The sequence below is a fragment of the Devosia yakushimensis genome (assembly GCF_030159855.1).
GTDB lineage: Bacteria > Pseudomonadota > Alphaproteobacteria > Rhizobiales > Devosiaceae > Devosia > Devosia yakushimensis.
In genome coordinates this window covers 88634-112517 of the sequence record NZ_BSNG01000001.1, presented here as the reverse complement: position 1 = coordinate 112517, position 23884 = coordinate 88634, and the positions used below count along the sequence as shown (strand labels likewise).

Sequence of the window (23884 nt, the reverse complement as noted above, 5' to 3'; positions counted from 1 at the left end):
CCGGTCGTTCACGCCGTTATGACGAACGCCCGAAAGCAGACCTTCGGTTTTGATCACCGCCGCGATCAAAAATGCGGTGGCGCGTTGCGCTCCATCATCAATTACTGTGACAGCCAATCGAGTTCTGCCAGGGCGTCGGCGATGGAACTGGCAAAGCACCGCTGCATAAGCAACTGGGTTTCCGTGCCTGATAGCACTTCGGGAAATGACAGGTAGAACTTGGTCCTGGCGTCGATGCCCTCCACCGGGCGCCAGGTCAGGTTTTCCGACGATTTGCAGATGATCGACGCCATGAGCGCATTGTTGAACGACAGCGCGTTCAGCACTTCGGTCATGCGGATGGAGAAATTGGCGAAGGGCGATTGCAGCGCGGTGCGGCAATTGAGCCGGTGCCGGCTGAAGAGGTCGCGGTAATACTGGTAATAAGGGTCCCGGCGCGAGGGCCAGATGACATCGTGGCCATTGATCTGGCCCAGCTCGATCCGCTCGTTTTTCGCCAGGGGGTGGCCGACGCGCAGGATGCAGACCTGCGGCACCTCGCATTGCAGCAGGTTGACGATATTGGTGTGCTGCAGGGGGCGGGTATGGAAGGCAAAGTCGACATGGCCTTCGGCCACCGCATTGGTCATTTCGTCGACCGGCTGGGAGGTGACCGAAAAACTGCCCGTTGGATGGTGGCGATGGACCTCCCCGATCAGCAAGGGCAGGATTTCGCTGACCAGCGACATGGTCGCCGAGATGCGGATCTGCGACAGCAGCTTGTCGGCGCGGGGCTTGAGATGCATCTCGATGCGGTCGATCAGCGCCAGCAGGTCGCGCGCATCATCGTGCAGGGCCTCGGCGCGCTGCGTGGGGAAGATGGCGCCGTTGCGGCGCACGAACAGCGCCACGCCCACGACCTTCTCGAAATTGCTGATCAGCTGGCTCACGGCCGGCTGGGACATATTGAGCTGGCGGGCGGCAGCCGAGATCGAGCCGGTCATGATGACCGCGGAAAAGGCCTCGATATATTTGAGGCGCCGTATATTGCGTGGGGGAGCCTGAGACATTGCCTGCTCCGCTTTGGTTGCACCGGGCGGGACAGGGACCTTGCTTTTGGCCTGACTGCCTCCGTCGCCCTGCCCGCCAGGAGTCATGACGCAGCAGCAGCGCTGCGCAGGAAACGCGGCATGGCAGACAGCAATTGGCGGGTATAGGGCTCTGCAGGCTCGGTCAAGACCTGTTCGGCATCTCCCGCTTCGACGATCGCGCCTGATTTCATGACGATAAGGCGGTCACACATCTGGCGCACCACGGCAAGATCGTGGCTGACAAAGACCAGGGTGAGGCCCAGGCTATCCTGCAATTCCTTCATCAGATTGAGGATTTCGGCCTGCACGGTCACATCAAGCGCCGAAGTCGGCTCGTCGCAAAAGATCAGTTCGGGCCGATAGGCAAGGGCGCGGGCAATGCCGATGCGCTGGCGTTCGCCGCCCGAAAAGGCATGCGGCATCTTGGCCGCGACGGCACGGGGCAGGCCCACAACCTCAAGCAGGTCCCCGGCCAATGCCTGGGCAGTCTCGCGCGGAACCAGGCCCGCCGCGACAACGCCATAGGTGATATTGGTGCCGGCATCCATGCGCGGATTGAGCGAGGAATAGGGATCCTGGAAGATGCATTGCAGCCGCCGCGACAATGTCCGGCGGTCGCCATGACCGATCGGCCGGCCATCCAGTTCGATGATGGCGCCCGGATCGGGATCGACCAGGCCCAGGATAACCCGGCCGATGGTGGACTTGCCCGAGCCGGATTCCCCCACGATACCGAAGGTCTCGCCGCGCCTGACCTCGAAGCTCACGCCATCGAGCGCCTTGAAATCGCCGGCCCGGCCCTTCTTGCCCTTGAAGGTCTTGGAGAGGTCGCGCACGGCAAGCACCGCCCCGCCCTGGTCCTGGGCGGCGATGCCTGAGCGTAGGTAATCGAGGCCGCGCTGGCGGCCGGGCGTTTCCGCGAAGGCGTCGAGTACGTCGAAGCGCGGGCGCTTTTCTTCGACGCTTGGAATGGCGGCCATCAATTCGCGGGTGTAGCGCTCGCTGGGGGCACCGATGATCTGCGCGGTGGGACCGTGCTCGACCAATTGCCCCCGCAGCAGCACATAGACCTCGTCGCACATCTGCGAAACGACGCCCATGTCATGGGTGATGAGGATGATCGCAATGTTTTCCTGGCTGGCGAGACGCTTCAGCGTGCCCAGCACCGCCTTCTGCACCGTCACGTCCAGGGCCGTTGTCGGCTCGTCGGCAATGATGAGATCGGGCTGGGCGGCAATGGCAATGGCAAAAACGATGCGCTGGCAGAGGCCGCCGGACAGCTGATGCGGATATTTGGAGAGCCGGTCTTCGGGGTGACTGACCTCGGCCCCGGTGAGCAGTTCGATGGCATAGTCGCGGGCCTGCTTGCCGCGCCTAGGGGTATGGGCCTCGATGGTCTCGATCAACTGCTCGCCGATGGACAGCACCGGGTTCAGCGCCGTCATGGGGTTCTGGTAGATATAGCCGATGCGCTTGCCGCGGATGGTGGCGAACTGGCGGGGCGAGAAGGCGGCAATATCTTGCCCTTCGAGCAGGATGCTGCCCTTGGTGATGCGGGCATTCTCGCCGAGCAGACCCAGGATTGCCTTGCCGATGGTGGATTTACCCGCGCCGCTCTGGCCGACAATGCCGACGATCTGACCGCGGTCCAGCGCCAGGGAAAAGTCCTTGATGGCTTCCAGCTCGCGCCCGTTGGCCAGCTCGTAGCCGATGGAGAGCGTATCGATATGCAGCAGCATCCGGCTCACCCCCTGACCTGGAGATAGGGATTGGCATGATCGCGCAGCCGGTCAGCGACGACATTGATGCAGAGCACCATCAGCACCAATACCAGACCAGGCACGACGCTGATCCACCAGCGGCCGGACAGCAGATAATCATTGCCATTGGAAATCAGCAGCCCCAGCGATGGCTCGGTGATCGGCACGCCTACACCGAGAAACGACAGCGTTGCCTCGGCGACAATGGCGCCGGAAATGGCCATGGGCATAAGCACCAGAACCGGCGAGATGGCATTGGGCAAAAGGAAATGGAACATGATGCGCAAATCGCCAATGCCGCCGATGCGGGCGGCGGCGATATAGTCCTTCTTCATCTCGGAAAGGCCCACGGCACGCACCATGCGCGCATTCTGCGCCCAGATGCCGATGGCGAGTGCCAGGATCACCTTGTCGACGCCCGAGCCGAAAACGGCGAGGAGCATCAAGGCGAGCAGGACGCCGGGAAAGCTGACGGTGAGGTCGACGGCCCGCATGATGATGGCATCGACCCAACCACCGCGCATGACCGCGAGCAGTCCCAGCACCACGCCGATGACGAGACCGATGCCAACCGCCAGGAGCGCTACGAGCAGTGAGGTGCGCATGCCATAGAGCACGGCCGAGAGAATATCGCGTCCCACCGCATCGGTGCCGAGCAGGCTCACCCTGCCATCCATCATCTCGCTCATGGGCGACAAGAGGCCGTTCATGATGTCGAGCTGGTTCTGATCGAACGGGTTTTGCGGCGCGATCAGCGGCGCAAAGAGGGCAGCGAGTGCGAAGATGACGATGCCGACAAGACCGGCAATGGCGGCCGGATAGTGCCGGAACGGCGCCAGCAGCGGATCGAGGCGGGACGGCTCGGCGGAGAGTTTGATGGCGCTCATGAATAGCGGATCCGCGGATCGAGAACGGCATAGATGATGTCGGCGATGAGATTGATGAGCACGAACATCAGCGTGATGAGGATCATATAGGCCACGACCACCGGACGGTCGGAGCGGTAGATGGAGTCGAGCAGCAATTTGCCGATGCCCGGCCAGGAGAACACCGTTTCGGTGACGGTGGAAAAGGCGATGAGCGTACCCAGTTCCAGCGCCGTGATGGTGACGATGGGAATGAGGATATTGCGCAGCAGATGCCGCCCGATAAGGCGGCGCGGCGCTATGCCCTTGGCCTGCGCGAACATCATATAGTCCTGATACATCACCTCCTGCGTGCCCGAGCGGGCCAGCCGGGTCTGCATGCAGATCAGCGCGACGGCCAGGTTCGCTGCCGGCAGTAGCATGTAGCGCAGGCCCTCGGCATTGAGCAGCGAGAGCTGGATGCCCAGCACCTCCGTGGTCGGGCCACGGCCGGTGGCCGGCAGCCAGCGCAGCCAGACTGCGAAGATCAGGATGAACAGCAGCGCCTGCCAGAAATTGGGAATGGAATAGCCGATCGTAGTGACCATGCTGATCAACCGGGTCAGCGGATTCTTGCGGTTGAGGCCGGAGAAAATGCCCATGGGAATGCCGAAGACCAGACCCAGCACCATGGCCAGGAACACCACTTCGAGCGTTGCCGGCAGTCGCTCGAAGATCAGGTCGAGCACCGGGCGGCCATAGACGAAGGACGTGCCGAAATCGCCCCGCAGGATATTGCCGAGAAAGGCCAGGTATTGGAGGGGCAATGGCCGGTCGAGACCATAGGCTGCGGCCAGCGCCGCCCGGTCGGCCTCGGTCGCGTCTTCCCCGGCCATGACCGCCACCGGATCGCTGATCACATACATGCCGACAAAGACCAGCAGCGACATGATGGCGAGCAGGATGGCGCTCTGACCCAATCGCCGCAAAACGAAATTTATCATTGCCTGGACAATCCGGCCGGGGCCTCGGTTGGAGCCATAGTCATAAAGCGAAAATCCGTGGCCTTTGCGGCCACGGACAGGTTCGGTGCCAACCCGCTCAGCGCGAATGGGCCATGGTGGCGACGGTGCGGCCTTCGGCGCCGCCCGATATCTCGATGCCGGCGCGATGCGCCCACAGCTCGTGATTGTAATAGAGCGGGATGCCCGGCAGGTCGGCAACGGACTGCGCCATGGCTTTGGCAATCAATTCCTCGGAGCGGGCAGGGTCCACTTCGACGGCCCAGGCCTGCATGGCGGCTTCGAAGTCCGGATTATCGTAGCTCGAAAAATTGGCCGCACCCAGACCCAGATCGTCATTGCGCTGGGCGAAAGCGCCCGAGATCAGCTGTGCCGCGCCCTGGGGATGCCCCCAGCCATACATGAAGACGCCCATCTGCCCTTCGGTGCGGCGGGTCTGGAACACCGACCAGGGCTCGGTGCGCAAGGTGACCTTGACGCCGAGGCGGGTCCAGTACTGGGTTATCGCCTGGGCCACCAATTGGCCGTTGGTGTAGCGGTCGGCAGGGACATTGAGCTCGATTTCGAAGCCATCGGCATAGCCCGCTTCGGCCAGCAGCGCCTTGGCCTGGTCAAGATCGGTAATCAGTTCGGGCATTTCCGGCGCGCCGGGCATATAGCTGGGGGCGAACTGGTTGGCGGGAGTGGCATTGCCGGCAAAGAGGCGCTCGGTGATCGCCTTGCGGTCGATGGCCATGGAGAGCGCCTGGCGCACGCGCACATCGGCGAGCGGCGCCGAACCGTCGGCGGCGGTGACGCCCGCAGCGCCCTCCGCATTGGTGTCGAGCACGAGGAAAATCGTCTGCAGGCCCGGCACGGTGCTATAGGCGAAATTGGGGTCTCGCTCGATGACCTGCAAGTCTTCGGCGCTGGGCCGCTCGATAATGTCGTAATCACCAGCCAGGAGCCCCGCGATACGGGCGCCGTTATTGGGCACGGAGCGGATTTCGACGCGGTCCCATTCCGGCTTTTCGCCCCAATAGTTTTCATTGCGCACCAGATTGGCGTCGCCGGTGGCCTGGAAGCTTTCGTAGATATAGGGGCCGGTGCCTATGGCGGCACTGCCCGCATCGAAATCGGCCTGGCTCGGATAAGACGCCGAGATGCCGCAATCGCCATCCTGATCGAAAGCAATGTCGCCCTCGATTCCGGCGGCTTCGGCCGAGAGAATCTTCAGGAATTTGAGCTTCTGGGTGATGATCGGATAAGGCGCGGTCGTCTCGAAACGAGCTTTGTGGTCATCCACTGCGACAACATTGGTCACCGGGCCCAGCGCCGAGGTCACCACATTGGCCTTGCCATCCACGCGATACATCATGCGGCACATGCTGTAGACGACGTCGCGGGCGGTGAAGGGGGCGCCATTGGAGAAGTTGACCCCGTCCCGCAGGTTGAAGACGATGGCCTTGTCGCTTTCCCAGGCCCAGTCCTTGGCCAGGAGCGGGGCATCGTCGAGCCCGACCAGCATTTCGAAGACATGCTCGCTGAGCGAACCGGTCTGGGTGTCGCTATAGGGATAGGGGTCGGCACTGACGGGCGCCGTGCCATAGGCCAGGCGCAGCGTTTCCGCATTGGCGGCGCCGGCCGCGAAAAGGCTGCAGGAGGCGAGTAGCAGCGCGGTTGCGATAGACTTACCCATTGGCGTTTTCCATTGTCATGTGTTCCCTGTCCCTGGTGTTGTGTCGGCTTTGCTGCCGTTCTTGAACGAACTGCCTGAATTCGGAGAGAATGTCGGAGCAGTCCTGCCTGACCGCATCGAAGCGGTCGTTTTTGAGGCGCGTTTCCTCGTCCATATAAAGATCGCGCCGCAATTCGATCTGGAGCAGATGCTGGTCGATTTCCGGCCAGCCATAGCGCAGAGTGATCTCCCCGCCCGCGAAACGCCGGTTGAGGCCCACTTGATAGCCCCGGGTTTCGAAGCATTCGACAAGCCGGACCGCAAGGTCCGGATCGCAGGATTCGCCATAACGTGTGCCGATATCAACCTCGGGGCGTTCGCCGCTGCCCTGGGCCGTCGTATCGAAACGCATCATCGAATGGCAGTCGAGCACGACCACGCTGCCATGCTTGCGGCGCGTGGTCTCGATCATGGTGGTCAGGGCCTGGTGATAGACCACATGGCAGGTCGCCAGCCGCCGCTTGGCCTCGGCATGGCTGAGCTTGCGGTCATAGAGGTCGATTTCCTTGGCCTTGGACCAGAACAGCGTGGTGCCATTGCGCAGCGCGGTGGGCTGCATGCGGCCATACCAGCGCTCGGGCGCCTCGAGCATGGTGCCGTCGATATCGTGCTGGTGGCGGTTGACGTCGATATAGGCGCGCGGAAAATTGGCGCGGATCGAACCGAGGCCGAGCGCGGCACCGCCGTCGAAAAGCTCATCGACATATTTGTCGGACGGATAGTCCACCACGTTAAAGGGCAGGCTCGCATCGTAGCCAAAGTCGTCCGGATATGTCGCGCCGCTATGGGGGAAGGACAACAGCAGCGGAACCTCGGAATCGGCATTCCAGTTCACCGTGATGTTGGGGTCGACGGGCGCGCCGTCCGCATCTGCCGCAAGATCCAATTGTCTACTCCGCTCGCCATCGCGATAGTGCTGCGATCGGACCGGACGCTAGCGCCTCCCTCGGGGCGGCAAAACCATATTGCAGGGGCCACTAAACCCATAAGGCTGCGTTATGGCCTGGCCGTCGCAGCAGCGGCTCCGGCCCATAATAAAACCCGATAGGGAGTTTCGCTTCGGCAATGGCGTGGATCGGTGGGGCGAACGGCACTAAAAGAGGGCGACAACAGGAACTTGGTCATGCCCTCCAGCCCGCTTATCGTCGTTTCCGTCGGCGCCGCCACCGATCCGCAGCCCTATGTCCGGGCCGTCGAACAGGCTGGTGGGCAGGCTGTGGTCATGGTGCCCAATGGCGGTGCCCAGCCCCTTCCGGCGCAGGCGGCGGGCATCATCTTCTGTGGTGGCGCGGCCGTGCACCCCTCACGCTTCGGCCAGGAGCTAGACCTCAATATCAGGAAAGCGGTCGACGAACCCCGCGACGCCATGGAATGGGCCCTGCTCGGCGAGAGCCTGGAGCGGCGCCTGCCCATCCTCGGCATCTGCCGCGGCTTTCAGATGATCAATGTCTATCTTGGGGGCACGCTGAGTCAAAACCTGGCGGCGCAGGGCTGGCAGGATAATCACCGGCCCGATGGTGCACGCGATCTGCTGGCGCATGGCGTGGTGGCCAAAGGAGGCCTTCTTGGCTCGGTCTATGGCGATGACCCATTTGAGGTCAATTCCATCCACCGCCAGGGGATCAGCATATTGGCGGCGCCGCTGACCCCCGTGGTTCATACCGCAGACGGCCTTGTCGAGGGCTTCGAATCCTCAGATCTGAATATCGTTGGCGTCCAGTGGCACCCGGAAGAGCTGATAACGGAGATACCCCACCAGAAGCTATTTTCTGCCCTGATCTGCGATATGTCTTGGCAGTGGGGAACCCCGTCCTAGTCGCCTGGGCCCTTCTCAATTCAAAAGGGAATACAAGAGCATGTTCGGGACTTCGCCCAAAGCCGACCTCCAGAATTAGTCGGACCGCTGGCGGGCAAGAGAGGTCAATGCCTTTCTCAGCCCGACAGCCTCTTATGATCGGCCGTGGCTAATCAGCCATGGATCCATCCTCTTCTTCGTCCAGCAACATAGCATTCGCCCCGGTTGCCGAGAGGCGTACTACATTGCCTTCGATATCGGCGACCAGCCCGCCCGGTATGAAGTGGCTGCTGACCGCGTGATCGCCGATGGTGTTGGGCTGGAGCTTGATCCTTTGGCCAACGACTTCGGCGACAACCCCGACTTTGACACCATCGGCGCCAACGACAGTCATTGCTTTTATGATCTTTGATAGGTCGCTCATCTTTACTCCTGTTGAGCTCGTGAATTGAATGTCTGACGGAGGGTGATCTGCGCCGGCCATGTCGATCGATGCCCAGCCACCCATGCCGGCTCTCCTGCCGGCTTAGCCAGCGATGAACGCCAGGAGGTCTGCGTTCAACACATCGGCATTCACCGTCAGCATGCCATGAGAGAAGCCGGGATAGGTCTTTAGCGTGCCGTTCGGCAAAAGCTTGACCGCCTTCAGGGCCGCGGCGGCGATTGGAACGACTTGATCATCTTCACCGTGCAGTACCAGCGTTGGCACGGTGATCGTCTTGAGGTCCTCGGTCTGGTCGGTTTCCGAAAAAGCCTTGATGCCGTCGTAATGCGCCTTGGCGCTCCCCATCATGCCTTGCCGCCACCAGTTCTGGATTACCCCTTCATGGACCGTAGCGCCCGCGCGGTTGAAGCCGTAGAACGGCCCCGAGGGAACGTCGCGAAAGAACTGCGCGCGGTTGCCGGCCAGCGCCGACCGGAAGCCATCTAAGACCCCCATCGGCGTGCCCTCGGGATTGTCGGCAGTCTTCAGCATGAGCGGCGGAATGGCGGCGACGAGGACGGCCTTGGCCACCCGGCCCGCAGGTTCGCCGTGCCGTGCCACATACCGTGCGACTTCACCGCCGCCAGTGGAATGGCCGATGTGAACTGCGTTCCGTAGATCCAGCGCCTCGGCGACGGCAAAGGCATCCGCCGCGTAGTGATCAATATCATGCCCCTCGGAAACCTGCTCCGAGCGTCCGTGACCGCGCCGGTCATGGGCGACGACGCGATAGCCCTTGGACAGGAAGAAAAGCATCTGCGCGTCCCAGTCGTCGGAGCTGAGCGGCCAGCCATGGTGGAAGACGATGGGCTGGGCGTCCTTGGGACCCCAATCCTTATAGAAGATCTGTACGCCGTCGTCCGTTGTAATGAAGCCCATGGCTGTTCTCCTTCAATCTGTGGTGTTTCCCCTGTGGTCTCGTGGCGACGAAAGCCACCACCAACACCGAGAAGTCGCGGCAACGGCTGGTGCTCGGTTAAAGTTGCTTCGGCGGGCGATCATTGCCAAGAATTGGGGGGCGGGAGCGTTATTGCAGTTCCCTCACATGATGCGGTAGTGGCCCCTCATGCCAAGCTGTGTCGCGGAATCAGGAACACGCAATGGATATCGAAGAGCTGCAGACATTTGTGGAAGTTGCAGATGCCGGGGGCATTACCCCCGCTGCACGCCGGCTGGGCGTGTCCAAATCTATCGTCAGCCGGCGGCTCGGGCGGCTCGAATCGGAACTGGGCGTCCAGCTTCTTGCGCGAACCACACGCGGTGCGGCCCTTACCGAGGCTGGGGTCGCTTTTCGCGACCATGCGGCCAAAATCGTCGCCGAGATCGAGATGGCCAGGCAAACCATTCTGCCCAATGGCGACCTGCGTGGTCGTCTGCGCATTGCCGTGCCGCTTTCCGTCGGACCTTCTCAGTTCGCGCCCATGCTCGCGGAAATGGCCAGACGCCATCCGCAATTGCACATTCACGCCGCCTATAGTGATCGCTTCGTCGATCTCATCGCGGAAGGTTTCGATTGTTCGATAAGGGTTGGCTATCTCCCCGATTCCAACCTGATGGTGCGGCGCGTCGGGCCGTTCTACGGCAAGCTTGTCGCCAGCCCCGACTATGTCAGGGCGCATGGTGCTCCCGACACGCCCGCAGAGTTGCTTTCTCATGAAGCACTTATGCAGGGAACCGAAGCCTGGCAGTTCACCTATGGCGACAAGATCCTGATGGTTCAGCCGCAGGGGCGGTTCAAGGCCGACAACGGCACGGCTCTTGTTCCTGCCGCTCTGGCGGGACTGGGCATTGCATGGCTTCCCGACTGTCTTGTTGACGAGCATCTGGCGTCCGGCGCGCTCGTTCATGTCATGACGCGCTATCCACCACCCGTGGCGGGCGTCTATGTCGTGCGTCCGCCGGGCCAGTACCCCGCACGCAAGGTCCAGGTCCTGACGGAACTGCTGATCGAGCATTTGGGAGAATTGCCCTAGGGCATGGTTCTCTGGCTATCCGCACGGTCTGGTACTGGCGCATTACGGCGGCCTCAATGCGCCTGAGCGTTCCACTTTCCGCGACACAGCTGTCCACACTGCGCGCCTAGCCGTGCCAAAGTCGGCTCGCTAGGTAGGTCCTTGCTGACGGCATACGTCCCAGCCAGTTGGAGGGGCGCAATGCGGGATCAGCGTCCGCAAGGCCTACGAGCTGATGAGAGGATGGCGCGTGAGTTGGAACCCGGCATTTGAACCTGGCTGTCCGGCAGATGTCGGGATCGACGCGATCGAAACACTCATCATTCCGCGTAGCCGAGACATTGGTGGCTTTGAAGTTCGGCGCGCACTGCCCGCTCCCAAGCGCCAGATGGTTGGCCCATTCATCTTCTTTGACCAGGCTGGTCCCGCCGAGCTGCTCACTGGCCAGGGCATCGACGTGCGGTCGCATCCCCATATCGGCCTGGGTACCGTCACCTATCTCTTCCGTGGCGACTTTCATCACCGCGACAGCACCGGTGCCGACCAGATCATCCGACCCGGCGAGTTGAACTGGATGGTTGCAGGGCGTGGCGTGTCCCATTCCGAACGAACCTCGGTGGCCGCCCGCAGCGGCCCGCACAGCCTTTTTGGAATACAGACCTGGGTCGCGCTCCCCGACCGCCATGAGGACATGGCGCCGCTATTTGAGCATCACGGCAAGGCGGCGCTGCCGACGATTGAGGACCAAGGCGTCTCTGTGCGGCTGATCCTTGGCAACGCCTATGGGAAAGTTTCTCCCGCCACCATGTTCTCCGAGATCTTCTACGCTGATGTGCAACTCGCCGCCGGAAGCCGACTGCCCATGCCGGATGAGCACGAGGATAGAGGTATCTATATCGTGGAAGGCTCGATCTCGGTCGCCGGCCAGGATTTCGAGGCGCCGCAAATGATGGTGTTCCGCGCCGGCGACAAGATCACCATTGCGGCTGGCGATCGAGGTGCACGGGTGATGATCCTGGGCGGCGCGACGCTCAGCGGCCCCCGCTACATCTGGTGGAACTTCGTCGCTTCTTCCCAGGAGCGCATCGAGCAAGCAAAGGCCGAATGGCGCGCCCAGAACTGGGGCCAAGGACGCTTCGATCTGCCGGTAAACGACCGGAATGAACATATCCCGCTTCCGGATTGACCAACGCCCCTAACGTGACACCGCGATCGAGGCAGCGACATCGCTCGCCTGGGGCCTGCTGAATGGAGAAAGCGAAATGAACAACCACTGGCCTCAACTCGACTATCTCGGCTGGCGCGAGACATGTTCGGCGCTGCATCTCTATTTGCAGATTGCCGGCAAATATCGGCTCGCCCATACGCCGTGGCTCAACCATTCCTGGCACGCGACCTTCTACGTCACCCCGATCGGGTTGGCATCCTCGCCAATTCCCGATGGCCCGGGAATCGAGATCCTGTTTGATTTCAAGAACCACATGGTCGTGGGAACGTGCGGCCATGGTCACAGCTCTTCATTTCCGCTAGAGGCATCTACCGTCGCCAAGTTCCACGAGAATTTCGTCCAGCTTGTAACCGAATTGGGCGGCACGCCGACCTTCAACGGCGAACCCAACGAAGTGCCTAACCCAGTGCCCTTCATCGCGGACCATCGTGAACGGCCCTATGATCGTGACGCTGTACAGCGCTTTCATCAGGCTCTGGTCGCCGTTGACAGAGTATTTGGGCGCTTCCGGACCTCCTTTCTTGGCAAGTCTAGTCCCGTACACCTGTTCTGGGGCAGCTTCGATCTGGCAGTCACCCGCTTTTCGGGGCGGCGTGCGCCACTCCATCCTGGCGGCGTCCCGGCTTTGCCGATCGAGGTGGCCCAAGAGGCTTACGACCGGGAGGTGGCCTCGGTCGGCTTCTGGCCAGGGGGCGGCGGCGTCGATTATCCGGCCTTTTACGCCTATGCCTACCCGGCTCCCGACGGCTTCAGAGCGGCATCGATACAGCCGGCATCAGCCTTTTGGCATGAAGCCCTATCGGAGTTCATTCTGCCCTATGAGGCGGTGCAGTCGGCTGCTAATCCCGACGAGGCCCTAATGGCGTTTCTGGCCTCAACCTATGACGCAGCTGCCGATCTGGGTCACTGGGACCGCGACTTGCTCGAATGGGGGCCGGGGCGGCCGCGCGCGGTGCGCGCCCACGACGCCGGACAGGTCTTGAGCGCTCCCATCGCGGTCGGCGAAACGGTCCAGAGGGAAGATGGCGCAACGAAAGGGCGCTACCGCCTGGTCATCGATGGTGCCGAAGCCGAGATGACCTATAGCCGCATCGGCCGTCGACAATTGATCATCGATCATACCTACGTCCCCGCAACCCTCCGTGGCCGCAAGGTTGGCGAACGATTGGTGCAGCGGGCCGTCGAAGACGCCCGGCGCGATGGCGTTGTCATTATCCCGCTCTGCCCGTTCGCCAAGGCACAGATCGAGCGCCACCCCGAATGGCAAGATGTGCTGCGCCGCCCTCCGGCCTGAGCCGTACTGCAAAACGGGTTGTGACCCCCTTCTCGGCATCGCGATGGCCAGGTTCAGCCGAACGCGACCTAGTTCTCCCCACCCTACCGACGCCAATTTCGAACGTGCCGGCACGCTTGGTCTGCCGCTGATGATCGCGATCATCGGTGGTACCTTCGAGCGTTTCCGTCCGCTCGTTGACCTTTATCGCGAGGCCGGAGCGCGCGCTGGCTATGATCCTGCAATTCTGCAGGTGGGTGTCCATGCGATGGGTTTCGTCGCGGACAGCGATGATGAAGCGCGCGATATCTTCTTCCCCGGCTGGGCGCAGATGATCGGAAAATATGCGAGTGAACGCGGTTGGTCGCAACCGGACCGCGCACAGTTCGACTACATGGCCGGTCCGGACGGCGCATTCCTGATTGGCAGTCCCGAGACCGTCGCTGCCAAGATGCAACACGCTAGCGAGGTGCTAGGCGGCGTGTCGCGTATCGCTTTTCAGATGACGTCCGCAGCGTTCGAAACAGCTGCGATGCTCCGCTCGATCGAACTTCTGGGTACCGAAGTCGCACCGGTCATGCGGGCGAATAACGCAAACGCATGAGCAGAGAGAAACTCGGCCCTGCCCCGAGGCGTTGGTCAACTGATCGAGCCCCTCCTCGGCCCTGCATTTGCTGGCGTCGTCGGGTTCTACAAGGCACATTGGCAGGCTTCTGCGAACACGATTGAACCAAAACCAGTGCGCAGAACCTATTGGGAATAGCGCCCGAAGACGTACCAACGTGGCTGGAGCGCCGCAGGCTCCTCTGGAAATCGTTCTGGCCTGCGAATGCCTACAGATAAGCGAGCTATACCCGATCGAAGTTGCTCGGCAATACGATCATATCCCGTATGGTGACGCTTCGTTTGCGGGTGAGCATGTAGACAACCGCGTCGGCGACTTCCTCGGGATCCATCAGGCTGCCGCTTTCCTTGGCCTTGCGCAGATTTTCTTCGGGCCAGTCGGCCAGCAGTGCCGACGCCACCGGGCCCGGTGACACCTGCGATACCCGCACGCCATGCGGGATCATCTGGCGGCGCATGCCCTGGACGAAGCTGGTGATCGCCCATTTCGAGCCAGAATAAACAGGCTCCCAATAGGTCGGAAAGTGACCGGCAATGGAGCAGGTGACGACGATATCGCCGGTCTTGCGTTCGATCATATGCGGAACCACCGCATGGACGTTCTTCATGACCGCGTTGACGTTGAGGTTCAGCATCTTGTCGATGGCCTCCGGCGTGGTCTCCGTCAGCTCGCCACCGATATAGGTCCCCGCATTGCAGTAGAGAATGTCGATATGGGGTACCTTCTCAAGAATTTCCGGGATCATTGCATTGCAGCTTCGAACATCAAGCAGATCGGTGATCTGCGCAATGGCCCGTCCGCCCACAAGATCAGCAAGTGCCGCCTCGTTCCGGTCTACCATGACGACCGTTGCTTCGCGCTCAAGCAGCGCCTTGGCGGTCGCCAGGCCTATTCCAGATGCCGCCCCGGTGATAACAGCGACCTTGCCTTGCAGCGACTCCGACATACTATTTCCTTGCTTCGAAATTGGTGTTCCGGGGCCCGGGAGCGCCGGTATTGGTGGCACGATCCAACCTTAGGTCAGTCGCGGCTCGGGCGCACCGTGGAAAATCTTGAGGCGGTCGGCATCCGGCGGATACCATCACCGGGCCTTTAGGTTGTTACTCGGCATCGGACATGTGTGCCAATGCGGCTATGCGCCGGCACGCCTAGCTGTCCAATAATGGTCGGATATGTTCTGAGCGTTCTGCAAGATATTGGCCGCGATTTCGGGATTTCCGCCCTCGAAGGTTTCCGGATCGGCTCCGCATAACAGCAGGAACAGCTTCTGGTGCACGATGGCGGCAAAATACTCGTATGCCGGAGGCTCTTCATTAAATTCGATTGATTGCAGCTCTTCGGCAGCCTGGTTCCTGGCCTCCTCAACAGCCTTGTAAACGGCAGCCAACATAGCCTTTTCAGCGCGTTTCAATATGTCGCCTGCTTGCCTTTCAGCAAGCGTGAGAACAGGGCAGCTCTGACTCATCGGATGCGCCTCCATAGTGAGTGATTTGATCAATTGACGCATATCTACACCATTTGAATGCGTCCCGTTCAGACTGACATAGCTGTGAAGATGGGGCCCACGCCTCCGAGCCGCGTGGCGGGGCGAGCCAGCTCAGCGCAACGCGCAGGTTGGGTAGAGCCGAAATCGGTCAGACAAGGCGCTTGCCGTCCTGGTCGATGATCACTTCGCCGTCTTCCTTGGTGAAGGGCCCGATATCGGGATTGGGCAGGATATCGAGCACCAGTTCGGAGGGACGGCAGAGGCGTACGCCCTTGGGCGTCACCACGAAGGGCCGGTTGAGCAGGATGGGATGGGCCTTAATGGCGTCGAGCAGGGCTTCGTCATCGAGGCCCGGATTGTCCAGACCCAATTCGGCAAAGGGCGTATCCTTCTGCCGCAGCGCCTGGCGCAAGGTGAGGCCGGCGGCCGCCACCAATTGCTCGATCGTTTCGCTGCTGGGCGGCGTCTCCAAATATAGGATCACCTCGGGCTCTTCCCCGCTCTGGCGGATCATGGCCAGCGTGTTGCGCGACGTGCCACAATCGGGATTGTGATAGATGGTGATGCTCATTTGATCTGTCCGGAAGGGTTGGGGAGAGCCCCGGCCGTTGCGCCGCGCAAGAGCCAGCTCATCAAAGCCAGGGCGATGAGGGCGCCGGCCAGCTGGGCAAGGATGAAGCCGGGCAGGTCGAGCGGGCGAATGCCGGAAAAGGTGTCGGTGAGCGACCGGGCAATGGCGACGGCCGGATTGGCAAAGGATGTCGAGGCGGTGAACCAATAGGCGGCCGTAATGTAAAGGCCAACCAGCCAGGGCACGGCCGAGCGCTCGAAACGCAGCCCGGCCAGGATCGTGGCGACGAGGCCAAAGGCGGCAACAGCTTCGGAAAACCATTGCCCGCCGCCCGTCCGCACCGTTTCGGACACCTGCAGCAGCGGCAGGCCGAACATGGCATGGGCCAGGAGCGTGCCGGCAATCCCGCCCAGCACCTGCACAAGCACGTAAAGTCCGGCTTCGCGCGCCGAAAGCGCCCCGCGCAGCGCAAAGACCAGCGAGACCGCCGGATTGAAATGCGCCCCCGAAACCGGCCCCAGAATGGTAATCAGCACGACAAGGATTGCTCCCGTCGGCACGGTATTGGCCAGGAGCGCCAGGGCCATGTCCGTGGTCAGCCTCTCGGCCATGATGCCCGAGCCGACAACAGCCGCGACCAAAAATCCCGTGCCCAGACCCTCGGCCACCAGACGCCGCGACAGATCCAGGCTCATGAAACCCCCTCCTCAGGTGCGCAGCAAGGGGTAAGTTCGGCGATCAGGGGGGCACAAAGGGCCGCATTACCGCCGCAGCAATCCTTGAGCAGAAACAGCGTCAGCTCCCGGAAACCGTCGAGATTGGCGCGATAGAGGATTGACCGGCTCTGCCGTTCACCGGTGATCAGGCCCGCCCGCGTCAGGATCGCCAGATGGGTCGACATCGTGTTCTGCGGCACATCCATCAGCCGGGCCAGCTCACCGGCCGCAACACCCTCGGGCTCCGTTCTCACCAGCAGGCGAAACGTGTCCAGGCGCGTGGGTTGGGCCAGGGCCGATAGCGCGGCAATAGCATCTGTTGATTCCATATATCCAGAATGACAGATATATTAAAGGCGTCAAGTCACTCGGCCGCGCAACAGGCCGCAGCGGCCTTGCTGGCGCCTTCGACCACGAAAGGATGCCCCTGGCAGCAATCGCGCATCAGGAATTCGACCAGTCCGGCCAGGCCGTCGAAATTCGCCGTATAGATAATGGAGCGGGCCTCGCGGCGCGAGGTGACCAGGCCCGCCCGTTCCAGATGGGAGAGGTGAAACGAGGCACCCGAGGATGAGGCACCCACCGCCTCGCCAACTGCCCCGGCCGGCAGGCCCTCCTGGCCGGCAATGACCAGGGTGCGAACCATCCTGAGCCGGGTTTCCTGCGACAGGGCGCCGAATGCATCGAGGGCTTGATGTTCGTCCATTTTCATTTCAATATCTCAATAATCATTGAAATTAGGATAGCCGATCATGACCGAACATGCCAGCCCGTTGGCCCCGGCCGACACGTCCCTGGGCCAGGTACTGACCATGCTGGCTGACCACGACGAGCGGCCGCTGGTCATCGATTATGCTGGCCGGCGCATCCGGCCCGGCTACCACGTCACCGAGGTCAAAGCGGGCTCTTTCGTTACGCTCGATTGAGGCGGCCAGCCCGATGCCTGGCAGGAAACCGTGCTCCAGGTGGAAGACCTTCCGGCCGGGCCCGAACAGACCTTCCTGACGGTGGGCAAGTTCCGCAGCATCCTGGCCCAGGTCGACCGCAAGGTTCGGCTGTCCGCCGATGCGAGGCTGACCTTTGAAGTGAGCCGGCCGGGCGAAGCCATGCAGGTCTTCGATGTTGCCGGCATTGCGGTGGACGGGGAAGCGACTGTGCTGAGCCTCGAACCCCGCCCCGCCATCTGCAAGCCGCGCCACCGGGCGGCGGCCGAAGCGGCGCGCCAGGCCTCCTGCTGCTCGCCAAAGACGTCAGGACAATGCTGCGCCTGAGGGCGATGGGTAAAACCAGGAAATCCCTTCCATGGCCGCAAGCCGCATTCCCGCCAGTGCCATCTGGGCGCTGGGCGTCACCCAGATCATCGGCTATGGCACGATCTATTATGCCTTCACCGTGCTTTCCCCTTCCATTGGCGCCAGTTTCGGCTGGTCGCCTGAATGGGTTTTCGGGGCCCTGACGCTGGCACTGCTGGCCGGCGGCCTGGTTTCCCCGCTCAGCGGCCATGCAGTGGACAAATGGGGCGCGGTACCCACCATGACTCTGGGCTCGCTGGCCGCCGGGCTATCGCAAATCCTCCTGGCCATGGCGCCGAACGGCTATCTGTTCGCGGCCGCCCTGGTCGTCATGGAAGCGACCTCGACGCTGGTGCTCTATGCCACGGCCTTTGCCGCCCTGGTCCAATTGGGTGGGCGCGGCGCGCAGCGCAGCATTACCCACCTGACCCTGATTGCCGGCTTTGCCTCCACCATTTTCTGGCCGCTCACCGCCACGCTCCTGAACTGGATGGATTGGCGCATGGTCTATCTGCTCTTCGCGGCGCTGAATATCGGCGTTTGCGCGCCCCTGCATTTCTGGCTGGGCAGGCTATCGCCCGCCCCGGACCTGGCCGAACCCGCTGGCGAAACCCCCGGCAATCCTTCCGCAGACGCCGCCGGCAGCCTCTCCCCCGATCGGCGCAATCTCGGCTTCGTGCTGATCCTGGTGGCCTTTGCTTTCCTGGGCCTGCTCATGTCGGCCATTACCCTCCAGATCCTGCCCTTGCTCACCGCGCTCAACCTGGGCAGCGGCATCGTGCTGATCACCAGCGTATTCGGTCCCGCCCAGGTGCTGTCGCGCCTCACCAACATGGTTTTTGGCAAGGAGTTTCCGGCGACCTCACTGGCCGTGGTTGCCGCCATCCTGCTGCCGGCCGGCACGGCGGTGCTGGCCCTGACGGCGCCCTCCGTCGCCGGCGGCGTCATCTTTGCCCTGCTGTTCGGCCTGGGCTCGGGCCTCACCAGCATCGTCTCGGGATCGCTGCCGCTGCAATTGTTCGGCCGGCAAGGATATGGCGCACGGCTCGGCTGGCTGTCATCCGCCCGCCAGGTCGCATCGGCCATCGCGCCCTTCGCCATGGCCGTGGCCATGGGACTGGCTGGCGTACCGCTCTCGCTCTGGGCCGTGGTGGCGTTGGGCGCGATTCCTGTTGCGCTCTTCGTCGCGGTCGCCGTCCTGGCGCGGCCTGCCTTCGCCAAGCACAATCTGAGAAGCGGAGCGCCGGTGCCGCGGTGACTGATGACCGGCATCCTGTTCGGGATGTCTACATATCTCGCTCGAGGGCCTGCAATTGCATGCGATACTGCGCGACCAGGCCCGGCGGCGCGTCCTTACCGTATTGGGTGAGAAAGTGCTCCAGCGCGTCGCGGTATTCCTGCTTGAAGCTCTCATTATTGGGGCTGACCGCAAGCTGGTTGGCCGCCCGATCGACTGGACCGCGCGCTTCGGCGACGATCACCCTTTTGCCGAACGGCGATTCATCGCGCATGATCGCCACATTCCGCTCGAAGCCGGGAATGTATTTGACCACGAAGCGCTCACCGATCGGTGGCAGATCGATCTGGTTGCGCACCGGATAGAGGCTGGCCGACATGGTGTCGAAGCCAATCTTGACGTCGAGGCCATCGGCCGTTTGCATCACCCCGTCAAAGGCCCAGATCGGCTGATCATTGAGCGTTGAATTGGTTTCCTCGGCATGGGTGACGACCGCACTGCCATAAGTGCCAAAGGCATTGAGGAAAATGGCATTGACCATCGACCCGGTGAATATATTGGCCATGCCCAGCACCATGCCCACCGCGCCCAGCGCGAACCATCCCGGATTGTTCCGCCATCGTGCGACCAGGCCCCCTATGGTTAGCCAGGCGAGAAGCAGCAGCCCCATCGACCAAAACGGATGCTGGCTGAGGAAGTAGAATATGGAGGAAATCGCGATCATTTTGACAGTGATAGAGTGAGGGAACGAAAACGGTCAATCGCGACCATCTGTGCACGGGCAGCGATAACCGGAGAAAGACAGTTGATGGCGAAAGCGTCGGACTCATCGCCCATGTCCAAATATTGCTGACAGCACACAAACCTGTCAGACTTGGTCAGGCAAAATCGAGCTCGATGGCATGCATCGTGTCCACAAATTGGAGGGCTGGTCCTCGCCGGTGATTGCGTCGGTGACGCATACCACTTTCGGAGGCGATGGCAGCATGCTGATGCAGCCGGACGGCTGCTGGGACTTCGTCATGATGAAGTCGGCCCGGGGCTCGCTGGTGCTGCGCACCGGCCTCACCACCAGCGCGGTTACCCATGCCTTCGCGGAAGGCGACGAAATCCTCTCGATCGCCTTCAAGCCCCATAGCTTCATGTCGCTGATGCCAGGCGAAAGCATGCGCGACGAGGGCGTGGTGCTGCCCAGTATCGGCCAGGACCGGTTCTGGCTGGGCACCGATGTCATGGAAATCCCCAGCCTCGACAATGTGGACCGGTTTGTCGGCAAGCTCCTGCGCAGCGGCATTGTCGAGGACAACAGGCTCGTTGGCTCGGTCGTATCGGGCCATCCGATGGCCATGTCGGAACGCACCATGCAGCGGCATTTCCTCAAGACCACCGGCCTTACCTACAAGGCCTTTACCCAGATCGAACGCGCCCAGAAGGCCATGTCTTTATTGCAGCAGGGACGTCCGGCCGCCGATGTCGCCTTTGCCCTGGGCTATGCCGACCAGCCCCACATGATCCGCTCGCTCAAGGCCATTATGGGCCAGACCCCGGGCGAAATCGCACAACGCTAAAACTGTCGGAAATCTTCAATCCCGCCATCCGCCCGCTGGCTAGAAAGGATGCACTTTCACCCCAGCGCGGAGACGGCAAAATGACTGACATCACCCCCTTCACCATCGCAATTCCGGAAGCCCGGCTGACCGACCTGCATCAGCGGTTGACCCAGACCATCCTCGCCAACGAGATCCCCGGCGCCGGCTGGAGCTATGGCCCCACCACCGGCTTCGTCGCCGGCATGGTCGACCGCCTGCTCAATGGCTACGACTGGCGCGCCCAGGAAGCCGCGATCAACCGGCACCCCCAATTCACCACGGAGATCGATGGCCAGACCATCCACTTCCTCCACATCAAGGCAGGCCAGCAGGCCGCCATGCCCCTGCTGCTGCTGCATGGCTGGCCGGGCTCCTTCGTCGAATTCCTCGACGCCATCGGCCCGCTCAGCGCCGCCGGCTACGACCTGGTCATTCCCTCGCTGCCCGGCTTCGGTTTCTCGGGCCCGACAAAGGAAGCCGGCTGGAACGACGGTCGCATTGCCAATGCGCTGCTCGAGCTGATGACGCGCCTGGGCTATGAGCGCTTCGGCGTCCAGGGCGGCGATGCCGGCGCGGTGATTGCTCCCGCTATCGCCCGGGCGGCACCCGATCGCGTCATCGGCGTCCATGTCAACGCCGCCACCATGGGTTTCATCCCCATGGGCCCGATCGAGCCCAGCGAGATCGCGACATTCAGCGACGCCGAAAAGACCCGGCTGCAACGCCTCCAGCAATTCATGGCCGAGCGCTTCGGCTTCAATGCCCTGCAATCCAGCCGGCCCCAGGCCCTGGCCTATGGCATCACCGATTCACCGGCGGGCCTCATTGCCTGGCTGGGCGACATGTTTGCCGGCTTCGGCGACAGCCCCGATGCGGTGGCCCGGGACAAGTTCCTGACCAATGTGCTGGTCTATTGGTTCACCGGCACCGCGGCCTCCTCCATCCGCCTCTATTACGAAAACGCCCATGACCCCGAGGCGTGGTCGCCCAAGCCCAATTCGGGCGTGCCCACCGGCGTCGCCGTCTTCGCCCGCGATGAAGTGGCCATCCGCCGCTTCGGTGAAGCCGGCAATACCATCACCCGCTGGACCGAACTCGATAGCGGCGGCCATTTCGCGGCCATGGAGGTTCCCCAGGTCTGGGCAGAAGAAGTTGCGGCCTTCTTCGCTGGTCTCCATTCATGAACTGCGCTCATAAGCCTTAGCGCGTTCTGCCGGATTATCGATCGGCTGGAAACGACTACATTGAGTACTGAAAGGGGTGGCCGGGCAACTGGCCGCCCCCAATCCGTCGATTGCCTGGACGAGATCAAGCGCCGGCGGACAGTCTCAAAGGACCAGCCATGACCGTTCCAGATAATTTCCAGCTCAATAATGGCGTACCCATGCCCACGATCGGGCTGGGCGTGTTCCAGACCCCGCCGGACGAAACCACGGCAGCCGTCGTGGAGGCCATTGCCCGCGGATATCGCCATATCGACACCGCTGCCGCCTATGGCAATGAGCGCGAGGTGGGCGAAGGCATCCGGCGCTCGGGCATTTCCCGCGACGAGATTTTCATCGAGACCAAGATCTGGATCAACGATTACGGGTTCGACGAAACGCTGCACGGCTTTGACAAGAGTGCACGCAAGCTGGGCGTCGAGCAGCTCGATCTGCTGATCCTGCATCAACCCTTTGCCTCGGCCTTCGAACGGACCATCGGCGCCTATCACGCGCTGGAAAAGCTGCTGGCCGACGGCAGCGTGCGCGCCATCGGCGTCAGCAACTTCATGCCGCACCATCTGAACCGCCTGTTGCCGGAGGTGAACACCGTCCCCGCCGTCAACCAGATCGAGGTGCATCCTTATTTCCAGCAAAGCGAATTGCAGCGCCTGCACGGCCAGCATGGCATCCTGACCCAGGCCTGGTCGCCGATCGGCGGCATCACCTTCTATCGCGGCAACAACAAGAGCACGCTGGAAGACCCCACCATTCTGGGCATTGCCGAGGCGCATGGCAAAACGGCGGCCCAGGTCATGTTGCGCTGGGGGCTGCAGAATGGCCGCTCGGTGATCCCCAAATCGGTGAAACCGGCCCGGATCGCGGAGAATTTCGAAGTCTTCGATTTCGAACTCACCACCGGGCAATTGGCCGCCATCGACGCATTGGAGACCGGCAGCCGCGGCGGCCCCGATCCCGATACCATCAGCCTTGAAAATTTCAGCCGTCCCATCCCTGAAGCTTGAGGAGCAACGACATGAAAAAACGACAACTTGGAACCAGCGGACTCGAAGTCTCGGCCATCGGCCTGGGCTGCATGGGCATCAGCCAATCCTATGGCAAGCCGCTGGAAACAGCGGAAGGCGTGAAACTGATCCGCGACGCCTTTGAGCGCGGCATCACCTTCTTCGATACCGCCGAGGTCTATGGCCCCTATAAGAATGAGGAAGTGGTCGGCGAGGCGCTGCAGCCGATCCGCGATCAGGTGGTCATTGCTACCAAATTCGGCTTCGATATTGCCGGCGGCGGCGCGCCGAGCAGCCGCCCGGAAATGATCCGCGCGGCGGTGGAAGGCTCACTGAAGCGCTTGCGCACCGACCATATCGACCTGCTCTACCAGCACCGCGTCGACCGCAATACGCCCATGGAAGACGTCGCGGGGACCGTCAAGGAGCTGATTGCCGAAGGCAAGGTCCGTCATTTCGGCATGTCCGAGGCCGGTGTCGCCAATATCCGCAAGGCCCATGCCGTGCTGCCGGTCACGGCGCTGCAAAGCGAATATTCGCTGATGTGGCGCGAGCCCGAGGAGCAGATCATTCCCGTGCTCAAGGAGCTCGGCATTGCCTTCGTGCCGTTCAGCCCGCTGGGCAAGGGTTTCCTCACCGGCACCATCGACAGCAATACCCAGTTCGAAAAGACCGACTTCCGCAACACCGTGCCGCGCTTCGACGCCGATAATCGCGCCGCCAACCAGGTTATGGCCGATACGGTCACCCGGCTGGCCTCGGAAAAGGGCGTGACACCGGCCCAGCTCGCCCTGGCCTGGGTTCTGGCACAGAGCCCCGTCTTTGTGCCAATTCCGGGAACCACGAAGCTGCACCGGCTGGCAGAGAATATTGGCGCGACCGAGGTGGAATTGACAGCAGCAGATCTGGCGGCAATCCAAGCGGCGACGGCTGGCATCACCATCCTGGGCGATCGCTATTCCGGGGCCAATCAGGCCCGCATCGATCGGTAACCC

General features: G+C 62.1%; 25 protein-coding genes and 2 pseudogenes. 12 read left to right on the top strand and 15 right to left on the bottom strand.

Translation table 11 applies throughout. The annotated features are described in order from the left end of the window. Nucleotides 1–101: 101 nt before the first annotated feature. The 6 genes from QQL79_RS00525 to QQL79_RS00500 form a co-directional block, all read right to left on the bottom strand. Nucleotides 102–1049: a LysR family transcriptional regulator gene (locus tag QQL79_RS00525; RefSeq protein ID WP_284386896.1), complete on the bottom strand. Its 948-nt coding sequence runs from the start codon at nucleotides 1047–1049 to the stop codon at nucleotides 102–104. 83 nt (nucleotides 1050–1132) lie between these two features. Next, nucleotides 1133–2809, bottom strand: coding sequence for a dipeptide ABC transporter ATP-binding protein (locus tag QQL79_RS00520; protein WP_284386894.1), 1677 nt, complete (start codon nucleotides 2807–2809; stop codon nucleotides 1133–1135). Between the two features lie 5 nt (nucleotides 2810–2814). Then, nucleotides 2815–3717: an ABC transporter permease gene (locus QQL79_RS00515; RefSeq protein WP_284386892.1), complete on the bottom strand. Its 903-nt coding sequence runs from the start codon at nucleotides 3715–3717 to the stop codon at nucleotides 2815–2817. After that, on the bottom strand, nucleotides 3714–4679 hold the full coding sequence (locus QQL79_RS00510) for an ABC transporter permease (protein WP_284386890.1): 966 nt from the start codon (nucleotides 4677–4679) through the stop codon (nucleotides 3714–3716). The genes QQL79_RS00515 and QQL79_RS00510 overlap by 4 nt, the downstream gene beginning before the upstream one ends. A 97-nt stretch (nucleotides 4680–4776) precedes the next feature. Further along, nucleotides 4777–6375: an ABC transporter substrate-binding protein gene (locus QQL79_RS00505; RefSeq protein WP_284386888.1), complete on the bottom strand. Its 1599-nt coding sequence runs from the start codon at nucleotides 6373–6375 to the stop codon at nucleotides 4777–4779. Beyond that, on the bottom strand, nucleotides 6368–7300 hold the full coding sequence (locus tag QQL79_RS00500; protein WP_284386886.1) for an N-formylglutamate amidohydrolase: 933 nt from the start codon (nucleotides 7298–7300) through the stop codon (nucleotides 6368–6370). Before QQL79_RS00500 ends, QQL79_RS00505 begins: the two co-directional genes overlap by 8 nt. A 237-nt stretch (nucleotides 7301–7537) precedes the next feature. Between QQL79_RS00500 and QQL79_RS00495 the strand changes: the two genes are divergently transcribed. Beyond that, complete coding sequence (locus QQL79_RS00495; RefSeq protein WP_284386884.1) at nucleotides 7538–8230, top strand: gamma-glutamyl-gamma-aminobutyrate hydrolase family protein; 693 nt, start codon at nucleotides 7538–7540, stop codon at nucleotides 8228–8230. Between the two features lie 148 nt (nucleotides 8231–8378). On the opposite strand, the gene QQL79_RS00490 is transcribed toward QQL79_RS00495, so the two are convergent. Next, nucleotides 8379–8717, bottom strand: a complete 339-nt coding sequence (locus tag QQL79_RS00490; RefSeq protein WP_348523164.1) for a DUF2171 domain-containing protein — start codon at nucleotides 8715–8717, stop codon at nucleotides 8379–8381. Nucleotides 8718–8735: 18 nt separating this feature from the next. Then, a complete protein-coding gene (locus QQL79_RS00485; protein WP_284386882.1) occupies nucleotides 8736–9572 on the bottom strand; it encodes an alpha/beta fold hydrolase in 837 nt (278 codons plus the stop codon). A gap of 221 nt (nucleotides 9573–9793) precedes the next feature. Between QQL79_RS00485 and QQL79_RS00480 the strand changes: the two genes are divergently transcribed. From QQL79_RS00480 to QQL79_RS00465, 4 genes and pseudogenes are all read left to right on the top strand, one after another. After that, complete coding sequence (locus tag QQL79_RS00480) at nucleotides 9794–10666, top strand: LysR family transcriptional regulator (RefSeq protein ID WP_284386880.1); 873 nt, start codon at nucleotides 9794–9796, stop codon at nucleotides 10664–10666. A 229-nt stretch (nucleotides 10667–10895) separates the two neighbouring features. Continuing rightward, nucleotides 10896–11831, top strand: coding sequence for a pirin family protein (locus tag QQL79_RS00475; RefSeq protein WP_284386878.1), 936 nt, complete (start codon nucleotides 10896–10898; stop codon nucleotides 11829–11831). A 76-nt stretch (nucleotides 11832–11907) separates the two neighbouring features. Then, nucleotides 11908–13167: a DUF5996 family protein gene (locus QQL79_RS00470; RefSeq protein ID WP_284386876.1), complete on the top strand. Its 1260-nt coding sequence runs from the start codon at nucleotides 11908–11910 to the stop codon at nucleotides 13165–13167. An 85-nt stretch (nucleotides 13168–13252) separates the two neighbouring features. Next, a pseudogene (locus QQL79_RS00465) lies at nucleotides 13253–13750 on the top strand (LLM class flavin-dependent oxidoreductase); the annotation flags it as partial. A 244-nt stretch (nucleotides 13751–13994) separates the two neighbouring features. Here the strand turns inward: QQL79_RS00465 and QQL79_RS00460 are convergent. The 6 genes from QQL79_RS00460 to QQL79_RS00435 form a co-directional block, all read right to left on the bottom strand. Then, nucleotides 13995–14717 carry an SDR family oxidoreductase gene (locus tag QQL79_RS00460; RefSeq protein WP_284386874.1) on the bottom strand — a complete coding sequence of 241 codons (723 nt, stop codon included), beginning with the start codon at nucleotides 14715–14717 and terminating at the stop codon, nucleotides 13995–13997. Nucleotides 14718–14903: 186 nt separating this feature from the next. Continuing rightward, entirely contained in the window at nucleotides 14904–15236 is a 333-nt protein-coding gene (locus tag QQL79_RS00455; RefSeq protein ID WP_284392775.1) for a hypothetical protein, read from the bottom strand. A gap of 169 nt (nucleotides 15237–15405) precedes the next feature. Then, nucleotides 15406–15828, bottom strand: a complete 423-nt coding sequence (gene arsC / locus QQL79_RS00450) for an arsenate reductase (glutaredoxin) (RefSeq protein ID WP_284386871.1) — start codon at nucleotides 15826–15828, stop codon at nucleotides 15406–15408. Next, entirely contained in the window at nucleotides 15825–16523 is a 699-nt protein-coding gene (locus QQL79_RS00445; protein WP_284386870.1) for an aquaporin, read from the bottom strand. Before QQL79_RS00445 ends, arsC begins: the two co-directional genes overlap by 4 nt. Continuing rightward, nucleotides 16520–16873 carry an ArsR/SmtB family transcription factor gene (locus QQL79_RS00440; protein WP_284386868.1) on the bottom strand — a complete coding sequence of 118 codons (354 nt, stop codon included), beginning with the start codon at nucleotides 16871–16873 and terminating at the stop codon, nucleotides 16520–16522. Before QQL79_RS00440 ends, QQL79_RS00445 begins: the two co-directional genes overlap by 4 nt. 35 nt (nucleotides 16874–16908) lie before the next feature. Continuing rightward, nucleotides 16909–17250 carry an ArsR/SmtB family transcription factor gene (locus QQL79_RS00435; protein ID WP_284386866.1) on the bottom strand — a complete coding sequence of 114 codons (342 nt, stop codon included), beginning with the start codon at nucleotides 17248–17250 and terminating at the stop codon, nucleotides 16909–16911. Nucleotides 17251–17296: 46 nt separating this feature from the next. Between QQL79_RS00435 and QQL79_RS00430 the strand changes: the two genes are divergently transcribed. From QQL79_RS00430 to arsK, 3 genes and pseudogenes are all read left to right on the top strand, one after another. Beyond that, on the top strand, nucleotides 17297–17470 hold the full coding sequence (locus QQL79_RS00430; RefSeq protein ID WP_284386864.1) for a hypothetical protein: 174 nt from the start codon (nucleotides 17297–17299) through the stop codon (nucleotides 17468–17470). A 12-nt stretch (nucleotides 17471–17482) separates the two neighbouring features. Then, nucleotides 17483–17815, top strand: a pseudogene (locus QQL79_RS00425) (DUF6428 family protein); the annotation flags it as partial. A gap of 31 nt (nucleotides 17816–17846) precedes the next feature. After that, complete coding sequence (gene arsK, locus QQL79_RS00420; RefSeq protein WP_284386862.1) at nucleotides 17847–19094, top strand: arsenite efflux MFS transporter ArsK; 1248 nt, start codon at nucleotides 17847–17849, stop codon at nucleotides 19092–19094. A 28-nt stretch (nucleotides 19095–19122) separates the two neighbouring features. Here arsK and QQL79_RS00415 read toward each other — a convergent pair whose 3' ends face one another. After that, a complete protein-coding gene (locus QQL79_RS00415) occupies nucleotides 19123–19797 on the bottom strand; it encodes a hypothetical protein (RefSeq protein WP_284386860.1) in 675 nt (224 codons plus the stop codon). Between the two features lie 178 nt (nucleotides 19798–19975). Here QQL79_RS00415 and QQL79_RS00410 point away from each other — a divergent pair, with 178 nt between their 5' ends. The 4 genes from QQL79_RS00410 to QQL79_RS00395 all read left to right on the top strand — a co-directional run bounded on the left by QQL79_RS00410 (nucleotide 19976) and on the right by QQL79_RS00395 (nucleotide 23881). After that, nucleotides 19976–20641 carry a helix-turn-helix domain-containing protein gene (locus tag QQL79_RS00410; protein ID WP_284386858.1) on the top strand — a complete coding sequence of 222 codons (666 nt, stop codon included), beginning with the start codon at nucleotides 19976–19978 and terminating at the stop codon, nucleotides 20639–20641. An 80-nt stretch (nucleotides 20642–20721) separates the two neighbouring features. After that, entirely contained in the window at nucleotides 20722–21846 is a 1125-nt protein-coding gene (locus QQL79_RS00405; RefSeq protein WP_284386856.1) for an epoxide hydrolase family protein, read from the top strand. Nucleotides 21847–22004: 158 nt separating this feature from the next. Beyond that, a complete protein-coding gene (locus QQL79_RS00400; RefSeq protein ID WP_284386854.1) occupies nucleotides 22005–22889 on the top strand; it encodes an aldo/keto reductase in 885 nt (294 codons plus the stop codon). An 11-nt stretch (nucleotides 22890–22900) separates the two neighbouring features. After that, entirely contained in the window at nucleotides 22901–23881 is a 981-nt protein-coding gene (locus QQL79_RS00395; protein ID WP_284386851.1) for an aldo/keto reductase, read from the top strand. Nucleotides 23882–23884: the final 3 nt, after the last annotated feature.